Source organism: Chrysosporum bergii ANA360D (genome assembly GCF_029891735.1).
Classification (GTDB): Bacteria; Cyanobacteriota; Cyanobacteriia; order Cyanobacteriales; family Nostocaceae; genus Umezakia; species Umezakia bergii.
Map to the genome: position 1 here is coordinate 14,392 of NZ_JANQDH010000073.1, position 15,350 is coordinate 29,741.

Sequence of the window (15,350 nt, forward strand, 5' to 3'; positions counted from 1 at the left end):
TGTTGTATGGCTTTTGGTGTAGTGTGAGGAGCTTAACTAAGTACTATCATAAGCTAATGCCAAACTGGCAGAACACTAGTAACAGTTTTGGTAACGGAGAAATTTTTTCCGGAAAATATGCTAATATAGTCATTGACTCTGTTTACATCCATAGTCAAAACGATTTCTAATTTTTACTGCAAAGCCCCTCCACAGCTGGAACCACATCCAGCAGTGCAACCATAGCAGTAGTTACCTGTCTGAATCTCATTAATCACATCTAAACTGCCCAATTTTAGCAACTCAGCAACTGTCAACCATTCACCATTGCCAGTTTTAGCAGGGAGATTCATCATTTGGTTAAAATCGCAATCATACACATTACCCAAGTAGTCCACTGACAGGTAGTGAAGACACATTAAATGTTCAACTGTACTGTGATTGAAGTGGGACTCTAAAAAATGCACATATCTATCATGAAGCTTTTTCCGTTCTAAATACATTTTAGTTCTGCCAACAGGCAAGTTAGTAATCGTTAATAGGTTGTTAAACACTATGTCAAAATGTTGTTGCAGGAAGATTTTGTAATCTTGCTCTAGCTTAGTTTGTTCAGGTGCTAAGGAAAATTTTTCACTGGTGGGTAATGGAGGATTATATACTAAGTCCAAGATTAAATTTGATTTGTGCCCATAACCGACTTTATTTAGCCATTGCAAGGCTTTAATAGAAGCATCAAAAACACCACTGCCACGCATTTTATCAACATTATCAACCATGTAGCAAGGCAAAGAAGCCACAACTTTAACTTGGTGTTTAGCAAAATATTCTGGTAAATCACTGAACCCATCTTGAAAGTAAATGGTCAAATTGGATCGGACAATTACCTGTTTACCTGCGACTGTTGCAGCTTCTACCAATGGCTTAAATCCATAATTCATTTCTGGTGCGCCACCAGTTAAATCTACAATCTGAATTTCTGGGAATTGGTGAATTAAAGTAATTAACTGTTGGCAAACTTCTGGGGAAAGTTCTTCAGTTCGCTTGGGGCTGGCTTCAACATGACAGTGTATGCAAGCCAGATTACACCGCCTACCCAAGTTAATTTGTAAAACAGAAATGCTTTTTTTATTCAAAGAAGAACTAAGTTTACTTTTGAATAATGTAGTTGACATTTGATTTTATTGCATTATTATTGTAGTATGCTACAGCGATCGCATAGATTTTTCTTAACAGCAACCACCACCGCCATAGTGCCAGGTTGAAGGCGTAATCATGACTTCTGTAGAGTGAGAAGCTACAAGTTTAGCCGCCGTTTTGTCACACACCGCCGCTGGTACACCACGTTGAAGCAGATGTCCTGCCCCATCATTAAAAAGAGACTCTGCACCGGCATAAATTGCCGTTTTACCTGTGAAGATACAAGCGCCATCTGCGGGAACTTCCACTTTAAAAGCCACAGAATCCAGACTTTCTAACAGAAGATGTTGTTGTAATTTGTAAGTTTGAGAATCTAGAAGACGGTAAGGACGACGGGCGCGAATTTCAACTTGACCAAAACCAACATTAATGATATGACTTATATACTCTTCATAAGTGAGCGCCCCTGATAAACACATGGCACGTAGTCGCTCATCCTGTTGCAAATGTGTAGGAATGGGAACAGTGGCAATGGGATCGCTCATCTGCAAACGCCCACCCGGTTTTAACACTCGATACGCTTCTGTTAAAGCACGGGTTAAATCTTCTGGTGCAAAAATATTGAAAAGGCAATTTTGGGCTACGATATCAACACTAGCATCAGCAACGGGTAGATTAAAAGCATCACCTTCACGAATTTCTACAAAGCTGGTGTCAAACCAGGGGTTTTCTGTAGCGGCAATTTCTAGGTTACGTGCAGCCGCATCTCCCATAGCCACCACCGGCTCAATAGCAATTACAGCACCTGGATAACGAGAAAAATAGGCGAATTGCAGCGCCTCTAGCCCACCGCCAACACCCACATATAACACAGTGGGTTGGTTGACAAGTTCAGCATGGTGAACAGTTGTCCCACAACCATAGTTCATTTCCTGCATTGCCAGAGGAATTTTCAATCCTGGTAGTTGTATGGGTGTACTTTGGACGCAACAAAGCCCTACTTCTGGTTCTTGGGCAACTTGACTGTAAAACTGCGCTGCTGTTTCTAAATAACTCATGATGGTTTGGGTCGAGTATTGTGTGGTGTCCATCGCACGCCTCCTAATGTGATCCCCTGTGTTCATTTAGGGCGCAGCAGAGCAACCTTGCAAAACTTCAGTAGCAGTCAACTTGAGACTAGGAAACAAAGGAGAGGCGATATTGTCACCCCCTAAGTATAGCTTTTCCTCATAGAAACCCTCTACCCATTGCAAAACCGTCACCTTTTGCTCAATCGGGTCAACAATCCAATATTCTGGAATTCCTCGCGCTCCATACTCAGATCGCTTGTAACGATAATCACGATTAGCCTGATTAACACTCACCACCTCCACCACTAACAAAGGCGGTGGCATATCCATTAAAATTAAAGAGCGTGTAGCACCCTCCATCTCCTGGGCTAACTCCTCAGAAAATACCACTAAATCAGGCACACGCACCCCCACCATACGGCTATTCACAGCAATTTCAGTTTTCATTCTTAACTGATAATATGGAATACCTAATTTTAGAAAATAGGCGACTAAAAACATCGCTATCCGAGAATTTAGCTCACTTTCAGAAGGCATAGGTATTAATTTTCCGTTCTCCAATTCATATAAACTATCTGTACCATCATCAAATTCCAAAAATTCCTCAAAGGTCATCTTATTAGTAGTTGTAACTGTCATAGTTATTTCTCCCAAATGTAGCTTAGTGCAAGCGAACTAGTTGAAGAATGGGGAAGGCGATTAAAATCGCCAACGGCTAACCCCCATGTCTGAAGCCATTAGCTCTGCTCTCCGTTGATATTTCGGTCAAAAAAACTTCTAATTCTTTTATATGGCGAATTTTGCCCAAGTGAGGTACATTTTTAGCGGGTAACATCTATTAAGCAGCGAACAGGATGCTCGCACTACAACAAGATCATTTAGATTTGTACCCCACGCTTATTGAGAAATGCTAGATCAAGTCTCCTAAACTGGGGGGGAGCATTTCTAAAATTACAATTTGCAAATCAGGAAAAGCTAAAGGTGAAATAGTTGCATCTCCCGGTAAAACCACAGCACTTGTATAGCCTTGCTGAGTTGGTTCCCGAAAAACGTACAATTCACCCTTAGTCACATCTAACACCCAATAATCCATAATTCCCGCCAGGGAGTAAGCTTCCGCCTTCGTCTCGCAATCTATTTTTAAACTACTATCTGCTACCTCAATAATTAGATAAACTTCAGGTGGTGTAGGATGATGGTCCGCGTAGTCTAAAGCATCTACTTTAACAACAGCAATATCTGGTTCTGGTTCGGATCGTTCATTTAACTTAATGGGATCTTGGATAGATACCCACGCCCGATTTCCCAAACGGTTTTTGAGTAAGTAATCTGTTCTCCCCACTGCTGACCGATGGGCTGTTCCCTTAGCAACCATCCAGATAATTTTTCCCTCTAAAAGTTCCACACGTTCGTCCACGCCAAAAATTCCGGCCTCAGCCATGCGGTGATATTCTTCCACAGTCCACAGGCGCAGAGGTAAGGTTGTTTCTAGGTTTTGCATAGCTTTTCTAGCAAGTATGAAAATCGTGGGTATTTCTATTTTAACATTTCAACTTGATATGTTGGCAAAAACATGATACCATTATGACTCTATTTCTTCTCCTGTATTGATTTTAGGAGGTTTTTTGTAAGTGAATGTAAAGGTATCTCCACTTTTAATTACTTGGTTAATTTCATGATAAAAAGCATAATCACCAATACCACTCATACAAGCCCAACCCCTTGAGCGTGTTAACGCAACAAATAATTGATTTCTGAGATTAGGATCACTTTCATTTTCTGCAATTTTATCAACTCCAACAACATAAACCATATTAGCCTCATTTCCTTTGGCTCGGTGAATGCGAGAAATTGTTACCCCTCCTTCACACCAAAATCTATCTGGATTTAATGTTCCCGCTTGAAAATTTGGCTTTAACTGATTCAATCTTTTTGCCGCCGCAATGTAAACATCAATGCCTTTTTTGATCAAAAACTCTCCCACTTCTGTTTCCAGATTAGGAGCCTCTTTAACTGAACCTAAAACCACTATTAAAATATCCCTACTAGGTTTTAGTCCATCTTCCTCAAGATTATATTTAATCCTTTCCGCTAAAGCTTCTAATTCTTGCCTGCGAGATTCATAAATATTAAACTCTAGCACTGGTTTTTGCCATAATTTAGGGATGGGATTTGGCGAATTTTCTGGGGGACGATGTAAAACAATTTTTTGCCCAGGAGGATTAAATTGACCTTCTTTAATTTCATAACCAATTGATTCCCAACTCCTCCTATTAGTTAATCCTTGTAGCATTCCATCAGGACGTAATAATCCCATACCCAGTGCGTGAGCAGTGGTGATAATTTCTCCAGGAGTTCTATAACAACGGTGCATTATTTCACTTTTTTTAATTCCCCCCCTATGGTTTCCCTGAACTAAATTAGTCAAACTTTTACCAAATAACTCCTTAGCCGTTGGTATTTTTAAACTATCTAAACTTTGAGCTTCATCATAAGCCCATATTAAACAACGTTGCTCGGCAGATTCATTATTAACAGGACGTAAGGCTTGATAAGCCATCCAATAAATAGCTTGCTTATATTCATTATCTTTGAAAAACATCCTCTCATTTTCACTCACCAGGTCTTGTCCTTCATCAATGAGAATCGCATCAAATATAGGCTGAATTTCTGTCTGATTTAATAATCTCTTAGCACATTCAGCTAATCCCTCATTGGGACTTAAATCACGAATCGCCGGAAGAGGTGAAACGCCATGTGTTTCACAAATGGTTGAATATAAACCCGGTCGGTTGCTACCACCCCAAGCATGAAGAATCTTTAGCTTTTTCTTTACTGTTTCATCATAGACAACCTCCCCATTACTAAATCGTTTTAACCATCGGTCAACAAAGCTTTCAATTTGTCCATATAAAGAACGGGTGAAAAACACTAAAGCAATATCCCAATCAGGATGCTTTAAATACATATTGGCAGCTTTTTGACACAATAAAACCGTTTTACCTGAACCAGCAATTCCCCGTATTCGTTGGACTCCTGGAGGAATTTCCTTACCAATATGTTCTTGTTGTAAATCAGTTTCATACAGCAATTCATTGAGAATATTAAGAACAGCTGCTCTATTTTGATGCTGTTGAACAGCCCCCGAAGGCTTACGAAGTATAGGAGTTCCACTCACAACAGCGCGCAATATTTTCCATTGTTCATCATTGAGTTGCTCTCCTGTAACCGTTGGCTGTAATTGACAAATTCTTTCAAAAAAAGCTGTTTTGTACAAATTATTTTTAAATATGATAGGTGGACAATTGGGTATTTGATCAAACCCCCTTTGTTGCCACTCTTCCATGGTGATTTCTGGTAAAGCAACTACAGCCCTTCCCGTAATTTTCCGGAAAATAGAATCTTCTCGATCGCAATATGATAACAGTGCTAATAATGAACGATAAGAACGTTGTGCAGGATTAGACAGAATAATCGTATCTTGGGTAAATTCCCATTGATCACCATTAATACCCACCAGCTGATCAATAGTAATATTTTCGATTTCCAGAATAATTAACCCCAATTCTCGATCCACAATGACAATATCTGGTTCTTTTCTTACTTCCCCTATTTTCGAGAACAGGGGATAACGCCAATATCCTATGCAGTCCCGATGGGCAAAACCTTCTTTAGTGCTTTTCCAGATTTTATCATGAGTATCTTGTTTATCATTAGATATAGGTTCACTGGTGATAAACTTACGTTCCTTCTCAGTCATGGTGACATCCTTTTGATTGGCGTTAGGCTGCTGCATGATTTAGAATATCACAATTAAATCCGCTACATATATTCCTCCATTAACCACAGAAGAAAATGACTAATCACCAATTAAAATTTCATCTAGTCTATGAATTACCACATCCGCACCCTGGACATGATCTGACCTACCAACCCAGGTAATACCAATACAACCTGCGGCTTCGGCATAACGTGCCATTTGCATATCACCAACAGCATCTCCCACCATTAATGTACTCCCTGGTGCTACCCCCAAAGCTTGACAAGCCTGTAAAAACAATACTGGGTCCGGTTTACTTGGTCCTTCATCCACCCCCTTTTGTACCTGGATGTAATCACTTAATTGGTGTCGGATGACAAAATCACTCACCTCCGCAGTAGTTGCTGCGGAAATGATACCTAATTTTATCCCTGCTGCTGACAAAGACTTGAACAAATCCAAACTACCTGTAAACAGTGGTGCGGGAGTTGTACTGAGATATTTTTCAGCTTCCTCTAAAGATTGACGTGCTATTTTTAAACACTCAAACCATCCTCTCCCAGTTTCGGCAATATATGCAGCTGCGGCAATTTCTGTTTCCCGACGACTAGCTACAGAAATTAAACCCGCTGGGTCTAGGGTGTCCCCATTAATGCCAAAAGCCATTAATAACGGTTCCCCAATTCCGGGAATTTGCGCGTCTATGATGCGGGCGCTTTTTTGTCCGAGCGATCGCAAGTATCCTTGGGAATCCTCTATTGTACCATTTTTATCAAAAAAAATCGCCTCGATATTGGCAAAACTGATATTTCTACATTGAATAGTTACCAAAATATTTCCCCCTAGCAAACCTGGCAATATTTTAACCTTGCCAGTCCACTACAATCAAAGGAAACAAGCCTCTATCCCTGACATGACTCAACCTTCCCACCCTTGAGGAAGATGGAACTCATCATACATTGAGGCAGTATTACAATCATATCCACCCTGTCAGTAATAAGACATGACCAAAAAACAACCATGATAGTCTTTTCTGGCAGGAAAAACTGTTTTCAGACCATGGCAGAACATTTGAGACTGGGCGTAGAAGTATTACCAAAATGTAATCTAGCGCAAATTACAACTCAACAGATCAGTAATTTGAAACAAGCTTTATGGGAGCATGGCGTAATTGTTGTTAAAAACCAAAATTTAACTGCATCACAGTTAAAGGAATTTGCTGATAAAACCTTTGGTCAATCCCCCATTAATTATCCATCTAAACCCGTTGACCCCAACATTGATTTAGATTTACAAAGTCCTGGTGTATCTATTTTAGGAAATCCCCAAGGGTATAGCCAAGAAATTATCGGTAAGTTTGCTTGGCAATGGCATCATGATAAAGATTTTCTTCCCAAAACAGATGGTTTAGATATGAATGCTTTATATGTCGTCATGCTTTATGGAGTAGAAATACCCCCCGCCAACACAACAGCTTTCCTGGACATGATACAAGCTTACAACCATCTCGAACCCGCACATCAACAGCAATTACAGCAAATGTCTATGTATCATCTACCACCAAGAACATATCAACCAGGAGACGATGTACCGATGAAAACGCACCCCATTGTTTCCACACATCAAGTAACTGGGAAAAAAGGATTATATCTTGGCTCAGATACATCAATTGTTGTGGGTATGGAAGATAAATTAGATTTGGCTAAACAATTCTGGCAACAATTATTTCAAACTGTTCTAGATCGGACACCAGTTTATCATCATGTATGGCAGCCTGGTGATCTTGTGGTTTGGGACAACTCCCAAGTCATGCACGCTGGTATTCCCTACGATGCGAGCAAATATAAGCGGGTGGCTTTACGTGTAGGAGTGGTAGACAGCATCCCTACAAATAACTAATCCAGTCACTCCAACCACCAGCATAAAGTTTTCCAGTATGAATATTAGCTAGTGCTAAAGAAAGCAAATTCACACAAGCAGTTACACCAGAACCGCAATAAACTATAATTTCCTCAGCATTTGCTAACTTGTCCCATCGTTGGCGTTGCTGTGAGGGGGAAAGTAAATAACCAGAAGCGTCTGTAACTTCTGCCCAAGGATAGTTAACAGCGCCGGGAATATGACCCGCAATTTTATCTATTGGTTCTCTTTCTCCTCCGTAGCGATCGCTTGATCGAGAATCCACCAAAGCCACTGTCGGTAAATCTTTGCGACTTTTTACATCCTCAAAATCCACTACCAATTTTGTCATAATTTGGGGAATAAAATCACCCGGCTTCAGTGATGGAATCACACTTGTTACAGGATAACCGGCTTTTTGCCATGCTGTAAACCCTCCATCTAACACCACTACTTGCTCATGTCCTAGATAGCGTAATAACCACCACAGACGAGATGCAAAAGCCAAGCGGGAGTCATCATAAGCTACTACTAAAGTTTTTTGAGAGTTTACACCCATAGCTGATAATTTGTCAGCTAGATCCTGGACATGGGGTAAAGGATGTCTCCCGCCATGCTGACCCACAGCACTGGAAAGATCCTGATTCAAATCCAGATAATGAGAATATGCAATGTGACTTCCTTGATATTGTTGTTTTCCCAGTTGTGGGTCAGCTAGAGAAAAGCGACAATCTACAATCACCACCTGTGGATCATTCAGATGTTGCAACAGCCAAGACGGAGAAACAAAAAATTGGGTATTAGCCATAAATCACTGAAAATAATAGAACAGGGAACAAGCAAAAATAAATTACCTGTATGGAGTTTTTGCAAAAATTAATATGTCAGAAATAGAAAAATTTACACCCCAACCAACAGCAGATGGTTCATTTACCTTTAAGTCCCAAGAGTTTAATGAATTGTTTCATAGTCACTTTGGAGCTAAACAAGAGAGTTTTTTAAAATTTGTGCTTCCTACTCAACTAACACAATCTGCCCAAAAACCAGTTTTGCGGCTATTAGATGTTTGTTATGGTCTAGGATACAACACAGCTGCCGCTTTGGAGACTATTTGGGCAGTAAATCCTCATTGTTACGTGGAGTTAATTGGCTTAGAAATAAATCCAGCCGTCCCACAAGCTACCATCACTCAGAATTTATTCCACACATGGAACTCTCAACAAACCACAATTTTGTCCCAACTAGCATTTAATCACCAAGTGCAAACAGATTATCTTCACGCCAAACTACTTATTGGTGATGCTAGAAGCTCAATTACACAAGTATATGAATCTGGCTTTCAAGCTGATGCAGTTTTTTTAGACCCTTTTTCTCCCCCTCGTTGTCCTCAGTTATGGACAATTGAATTTATCCAAAAAGTTTCCCAGTGTTTACACCCTGATGGTTTGTTAGCAACTTATTCTTGTGCTGCTGCTGTGCGTACAGCCCTCTTAGCTGCTGGGTTGGAAATAGGTTCTACTCCCCCTGCGGGTAGGCGATGGCCTGGTACAGTTGCAGCTTACCCAAAGCAACAGTCGGGAATATCCTTTTCAAATTCTCTCCCCCCTCTGTCAGCACAGGAACAAGAACACTTGCAAACTCGCGCTGCTATTCCCTACCGGGATTACCAATTACAAGATCCTGCTCATATCATTATCATGCGGCGACAACAAGAACAACACAACAGCCCACTAGAACCCACTTCCCATTGGCGAAAGCGCTGGTTATGACCAAATCAAAATCCTGATTTTTGCCGTGGCTGGTTTTCCTTTAAGATATATCAAACTGTTATATTTGATCAATAAATTATGGTAGTTGTAGCAATTCTCGCAGCAGGACGCGGTACCAGGATGAAATCACATCTACCCAAGGTTTTACACTCTTTGGGCGGGCGATCGCTACTGGAAAAAGTTCTGCACAGTGTAGAACCCGTTTCACCTTCACGGCGGATAGTCATTGTTGGCTATCAAGCCCCATTGGTGGAAGCAGCAATAGAATCTCATGATGTAGAATTTGTCCAACAAACCCAACAGCTAGGTACTGGTCACGCCATCCAGCAGTTACTACCCCACCTGGAGGGGTACACCGGGGATTTACTAGTACTAAATGGCGATGTACCATTATTACGCCCCCAAACCCTAGAAAAACTATTACAAACTCACCGAGAAAATGGCAACGCAGCCACCATTCTCACCGCCAAATTAACTCAACCCAAAGGCTACGGGCGAGTTTTTTGTGATAGTGACAACATTGTTCAACGAATTGTAGAAGACAAAGACTGTACTGATATTCAAAAACAAAATTGTCGGGTTAACGCTGGGGTTTACTGTTTTCATTGGCATAACTTAGCTGAGGTTCTCCCCCACCTACAAGCCAACAATGCCCAAAAAGAATATTACCTCACAGATGCCGTAACTCAAGTTGGTAAGGTCATGGCTGTTGATGTGGAAGATTACCAAGAAATTCTCGGCATCAACGATCGCCTACAACTAGCAAACGCCTACGAAATTTTACAAAAACGAGTCAAAGAAAAATGGATGATGTCCGGTGTTACCCTCATCGATCCCCACAGCATCACCATTGATGACACCGTAGAGTTACAGCCTGATGTAATTATTGAACCCCAAACCCATCTACGGGGAAATACGACCATTCAAACAGGTAGTCGCATTGGACCTGGCAGCTTAATTGAAAATAGCCAACTGGGTGAAAACGTCACAGTGCAGTATTCTGTGGTTAAAGATAGCATTGTACGAGCAGGAAGCCGAGTTGGACCCTATGCTCACTTACGTGGTCATGCAGTAGTGGGTGCTAATTGTCGTGTAGGTAATTTCGTGGAGTTGAAAAACAGCCAATTAGGTGATAGGACTAACGCAGCACATTTATCATATTTGGGTGATACCACCACAGGTACTAAAGTAAATATTGGTGCTGGTACTATTACCGCCAATTATGACGGGGTGAAAAAACATCCCACCAAAATCGGCGACGGTACTAAAACCGGTTCTAACAGTGTTTTAGTAGCACCAGTCACATTAGGAGATAATGTTTATGTAGCCGCAGGTTCAACTGTTACAGAAGATGTACCTGATAATGCCTTAGTAATTGCCCGTAGTCGTCAGGTAGTTAAACAAGATTGGCAACAGCAAAAATCATAGCAATCTTGTAGTGCTGGCTTCCTGCTCGCTGCTTAATACAGTACCAGTAAAAATGTACCTCACTTGGTCAAAATTCGCTATCAGCTAGGGGGGCTGGAAGTGAGGTCATCACTCCAAGCCCCTTCTCAGTTAACAACAGCCAACTAATTGCCCATTGTTCCATTCCAGAGTATCAGCAATGGTTAAGCCATCATGGTAGGCTGCAAGTAATACTTGACTGGTCTTACCCCATGATATCTTTCCGGTGGCATCTAAAGCGATCGCCCCTAAATCGCGCTGATTTTTACTAGCTTCACTAAATGATCGCTGCATGGCATCCTCAAGAGACATACCATCAGTTACCCGCACCACAATTTTGGCTGCTAAACATTCATCAATGATATCTTCCCCAATGCCAGTACAGCTAACTGCTGCGTAAATATTAGCATAGTTACCTGCGGGCATAGCAGAATCACTGACTCTACCAATACGCTCAAAGCCTTTACCACCTGTGGAAGTACCCACAGCCAAACTACCATAGGAATCTAAAACAACTACACCAATTGTTCCCCGTCCAGCGTTACTGCTTTGTCCTAATTCCGGTTCTGCTACCACCCCAGCCATAGAGGTTTTAAAATTATCCCGGCGTTCTTGTATCCATTCTTGTAATCTTAAATCAGTTAAAGGATTGTAGTTAGGAACTTGTAACTCCCGTGCTAGTTCAGCAGCACCGCAATCAGAAAGCACCCGATCCGGTGAATTTTGTAAAAAGTGTACCAAATCAATGGGATTTTTTACCCGGGAAATGTTAATTACACCACTAAAACGTCCGGATGTACCATCCATCAAGGAAGCGCTCATGCGGATTTGACCATCAGATTGCAGTACTGAACCAGTACCAGCATTAAAGCGGGGGTCATCTTCTAACATTTTGCAACCCAGCAACACTGCCTCAGATGCAGTTTTACCCGACAATACAAGAGCATAAACAGACTCTACTATTGTATGGAGTGACCGACGCACCGCCTCTAATCCTCCTTTACCTTGGAGAGAACTACCAGCTCCTCCATGAATAATTACTTTAGGTTGCACCTGTGAATTCATTATCTATAAACCTTGCGCTATTTACGTTTCAACTGAGGTTAACTTTTAGCCTCAGAACGACGACGACGACAACGTTCCGAGCAGTACTTCACCTCATCCCAACAATCTTGCCATTTCTTGCGCCAAGTGAAGGGACGTTGACATACGGGACAGGTTTTTGCGGGCAAATCTGATTTAGAACGAACTCGTCCCATAGAATTTTTAAGAGCAATGGACATTGACATTCCCCGTCCTAAAGGATCGGGGATTCTGTAACCGCTAACGGCAACTTTAAGCAGCTAATCACCCGGCTATCTGGTAACTGGTAGATAGATACTTCTCCTCCTAGTTGCTGTATGAGGTTTTGGCAGATCAGGAGATGTAAGCCTGGAGGTTGGTTAAGTGGAGAAACTTTCAGCACATCCTTGGGTTGATGATCATGTAGTTCCGCCAGTAGCTCTGATGAAATTGTGCCGTTATCTATAATAGATACCTCTAATAGTCGCTCACCAGCACGCTGACATGAGATATCAATTTTGCCGCCATCTTGACAACGGTAACAAGCAAACAACAATAATTCATGGATGATTAATTCAATTTTGACAATATCACCACCAATCATGATTGCAGAAAGATGGCTGGAAGTTTGTGTTTTTTGCAGGAATACAGAATTATTGATTGATTCTGGTTCAACACCCAGTTCGTCTAAACCTTGTACACTCACCCATAGGTTATGTTCTTGTAATAAAGTTTCCACTCGTTCTAGCGATCGCTTGAGTAAACTGGAAACAGACATAGTTTCCCCACTTTTATGTAAATGCCATTGTTCCAGTTTTAATAATCCAGTTATGGAAGCAGTTGTTTGGTTTAACTGCCGCAATAGTAACTGGTAACGTGTCCGAGACAAATCATTACTAGGTATACCCAAATCATGTATTTGTCGCAGTAACAACCCTATTGTTCTTTGCATTTCCTCAAGACGACGGTGTTTATACCAATTGAGTTGTTTTAATTGCTCATTACTCCTTTCTAATAGTTGGGTAACTTGCTGTTGACGACGGCACCAAGCTAATTGATTCATCAACATTTCCGCAATATCGAGGTTTTGTTGTAACCATTGACGCTGCCTATGGTCGGCTACCACCACTACTGCTGTGGCTTCATACACAGCAGTAGTACGTAAAGCCGTGACCAAAATTTGACTAATTTTTGAGCCATTTAACCATTTTCTGGTTTTTGGCGGTAACTCGTCCACTGTTAAACTTAAATAACCATGATGAGCCAGTGCCGACTGAATCAGATGTTCAGACTTAATATTTATCGGTGCGTCGGTGACAATTTCAAATCCATTATCTGTGCTTAGGTGGATGATATCTGCGTATTCCTCACCAGCAGACCAAGATAACATCACTACTAAGGGACAAGCCAGGACAGATGCTATTTGTTCCAGTGCTGTAAGTTCTAATTGCCTTTTCCTGGGTTGGGTGGTTTGATTTTCATGGTTTTGTCTGATTATGCCCAGGCATTGCTGAATGCTGTACAACATTCTTTTTTGGTGATCATAATCACTGTGCAATTGCCATTGCTGAACTAGCACACCAATTTGTTGACTAACAGTCCACAGCAATTCCTTTTCTGAGGTTGACCAGTTGCGATAAGTTTCGTGAGTGATCAGTAATAGCAGCCTTGGTGTAACTCCTTGAGTACAATTACAAATTAACAGCGACCGCACACCATTTTCTACAAGCAGAGGTCGCCAGATAAAAAACCGTAAATCTTGATCTAACCTTTCCACTTCCACCGACCCTTCAGCATTTGTTAATAAAGAACTATCTACTTCGGGGAGGTCATGGAGAGTCAATTTCAAAGGTCGGCGATGAGGAGGTTGGCTTTGATAGATAATTTGATAATTATTTTGTTCGTAGTTGAATTGTAACAGTATGAACCTGGTAGCCGCTAATCTAGCCAAAACCTTAGTGGCGCGGATGCTGAGAATTTGGTTAAAATCATGCTCATCATCAATAATTTGGGTGATTTGGCTAGTTAACTGAGTATCATCTTGGATTTGTTTGATGGTGCTTTCCATGCTATCAATAGGAGCAACTAAAGAAATTAGCCTCGCCGCACCTTGAACAAAATTTTTATCCGCTTCTACCCAAATTCTTGGTTCATAACCTTCCACAGCTAAAAAACCCAGTAGATCGTTTTGCCAAATAATCGGGGCTGCTAAAAGCGAGCGCACAGCCAAGCGTTTTAACAACTTACCTGTAAAATTGCTTTTCAAAGAACTACGTGCATCACCAATGAAGACAATTTTATTTTCTGACAAAGCATGATATAGTTCATCCAATTCTTGGACAGTCATCCCTGCTGCTGACTGTTGTTCGTTGGGGTCGCGACCCAGATTCACTAGCTGATTACTCATCCGACACCAAAAGTAACGTCCTTGTCGGTCAAACCAATAAATATTTGTGCGACTAGGGGATACAAATGTGTGAGTTGCTTCTACTACTGCTTTGAGTCTTTGATCTAAATTCTTAAGAACCCGTATACTTTCTACTAGCTTCAACAGTGGTTCGTCGGCTCGTTTGCTTTGCTTGCGCTGCAAATCTATCTGTTTTTGATACAGGACTGCTCCTAATGCGTCCAATATCATTGTTAATCGTGCCTTTGATTCTCCTGGTAGTAAGTAACCCCAACGTGGTGAACCTAGTAGTATTAACCCAAAAAACAGGTTTTTATGGCAAATTGGCAAAATAATAGTCCCCCGGATGTTGAACTTTTTGGCTACTTCTTGCCACGGTTGGGCACGGACTTCATTACTTAAATCTACTACACCCAGTGGTGCTTGTTGAATCACTACCTGCTCTAATACATCCCCCGGATTTAAAACAACTGGTTTGTGTAAAAACTTTTTGTCTTCATCGGGTGTAATACCACCTTTACCCTCTAGTGCGTGCTTCAATCGCTCATAAAATGCAATCCAAATCAAGCTATAGTCAAACTGCTCTTGGATATAAAAAATAATAGTTGAAATCAAGAGATCAACATCATCCTCTTCTCTCAAGCTTTGGAGAACTTTAGCTAAAGCAAGGATATTTTGTTCATCGGTTAGAGATTTGTCTGGTAGCAACATCTGTCTGAATTTATTCAAATTAGGTTGTAATATTTTGATCTAAGATGCCCAATTGACACTCCCTGACCTAAAAGCGACGGGATTGGTGTAATCTACGTCCTAACTTGCTG

13 protein-coding genes are annotated in these 15,350 nt (G+C 41.2%); 3 read left to right on the plus strand and 10 right to left on the minus strand.

The window, feature by feature from the left end; translation table 11 throughout:
* Window positions 1-173: 173 nt before the first annotated feature.
* From arsS to NWP17_RS10865, 6 genes are all read right to left on the minus strand, one after another.
* Window positions 174-1,151, minus strand: coding sequence for an arsenosugar biosynthesis radical SAM (seleno)protein ArsS (gene arsS, locus NWP17_RS10840; RefSeq protein ID WP_280654923.1), 978 nt, complete (start codon window positions 1,149-1,151; stop codon window positions 174-176).
* A gap of 54 nt (window positions 1,152-1,205) precedes the next feature.
* Entirely contained in the window at window positions 1,206-2,174 is a 969-nt protein-coding gene (gene arsM / locus NWP17_RS10845) for an arsenosugar biosynthesis arsenite methyltransferase ArsM (protein WP_280654952.1), read from the minus strand.
* Window positions 2,175-2,240: 66 nt separating this feature from the next.
* Window positions 2,241-2,825 (minus strand): Uma2 family endonuclease, encoded by a 585-nt coding sequence (locus NWP17_RS10850; protein ID WP_280654924.1) that lies wholly within the window; start codon window positions 2,823-2,825, stop codon window positions 2,241-2,243.
* Window positions 2,826-3,096: 271 nt separating this feature from the next.
* Entirely contained in the window at window positions 3,097-3,687 is a 591-nt protein-coding gene (locus NWP17_RS10855) for a Uma2 family endonuclease (RefSeq protein ID WP_280654925.1), read from the minus strand.
* Window positions 3,688-3,768: 81 nt separating this feature from the next.
* Complete coding sequence (locus NWP17_RS10860) at window positions 3,769-5,982, minus strand: DEAD/DEAH box helicase (RefSeq protein WP_280654926.1); 2,214 nt, start codon at window positions 5,980-5,982, stop codon at window positions 3,769-3,771.
* Window positions 5,983-6,045: 63 nt separating this feature from the next.
* Complete coding sequence (locus tag NWP17_RS10865) at window positions 6,046-6,777, minus strand: HAD family hydrolase (protein WP_280654953.1); 732 nt, start codon at window positions 6,775-6,777, stop codon at window positions 6,046-6,048.
* 228 nt (window positions 6,778-7,005) lie between these two features.
* Between NWP17_RS10865 and NWP17_RS10870 the strand changes: the two genes are divergently transcribed.
* Complete coding sequence (locus tag NWP17_RS10870) at window positions 7,006-7,845, plus strand: TauD/TfdA dioxygenase family protein (protein ID WP_280654927.1); 840 nt, start codon at window positions 7,006-7,008, stop codon at window positions 7,843-7,845.
* Here the strand turns inward: NWP17_RS10870 and NWP17_RS10875 are convergent.
* Window positions 7,832-8,653: a sulfurtransferase gene (locus tag NWP17_RS10875; RefSeq protein ID WP_280654928.1), complete on the minus strand. Its 822-nt coding sequence runs from the start codon at window positions 8,651-8,653 to the stop codon at window positions 7,832-7,834. The two genes, NWP17_RS10870 and NWP17_RS10875, sit on opposite strands and share 14 nt — an antisense overlap.
* A 73-nt stretch (window positions 8,654-8,726) precedes the next feature.
* On the opposite strand from NWP17_RS10875, the gene NWP17_RS10880 reads away from it, so the two are divergent.
* Entirely contained in the window at window positions 8,727-9,614 is an 888-nt protein-coding gene (locus NWP17_RS10880) for a tRNA (5-methylaminomethyl-2-thiouridine)(34)-methyltransferase MnmD (protein WP_280654929.1), read from the plus strand.
* A 78-nt stretch (window positions 9,615-9,692) separates the two neighbouring features.
* Entirely contained in the window at window positions 9,693-11,042 is a 1,350-nt protein-coding gene (gene glmU, locus NWP17_RS10885) for a bifunctional UDP-N-acetylglucosamine diphosphorylase/glucosamine-1-phosphate N-acetyltransferase GlmU (protein WP_280654930.1), read from the plus strand.
* Window positions 11,043-11,171: 129 nt separating this feature from the next.
* Here the strand turns inward: glmU and NWP17_RS10890 are convergent, their stop codons facing one another.
* Genes NWP17_RS10890 through NWP17_RS10900 form a run of 3 tightly spaced genes read right to left on the minus strand, consistent with a single transcriptional unit; the run spans window position 11,172 to window position 15,240 of the window.
* Complete coding sequence (locus NWP17_RS10890; RefSeq protein ID WP_280654931.1) at window positions 11,172-12,125, minus strand: isoaspartyl peptidase/L-asparaginase; 954 nt, start codon at window positions 12,123-12,125, stop codon at window positions 11,172-11,174.
* Between the two features lie 38 nt (window positions 12,126-12,163).
* Window positions 12,164-12,319, minus strand: a complete 156-nt coding sequence (locus NWP17_RS10895) for a DUF2256 domain-containing protein (protein ID WP_280654954.1) — start codon at window positions 12,317-12,319, stop codon at window positions 12,164-12,166.
* Window positions 12,320-12,357: 38 nt separating this feature from the next.
* On the minus strand, window positions 12,358-15,240 hold the full coding sequence (locus NWP17_RS10900) for a sensor histidine kinase (RefSeq protein WP_280654955.1): 2,883 nt from the start codon (window positions 15,238-15,240) through the stop codon (window positions 12,358-12,360).
* Window positions 15,241-15,350 lie beyond the last annotated feature (110 nt).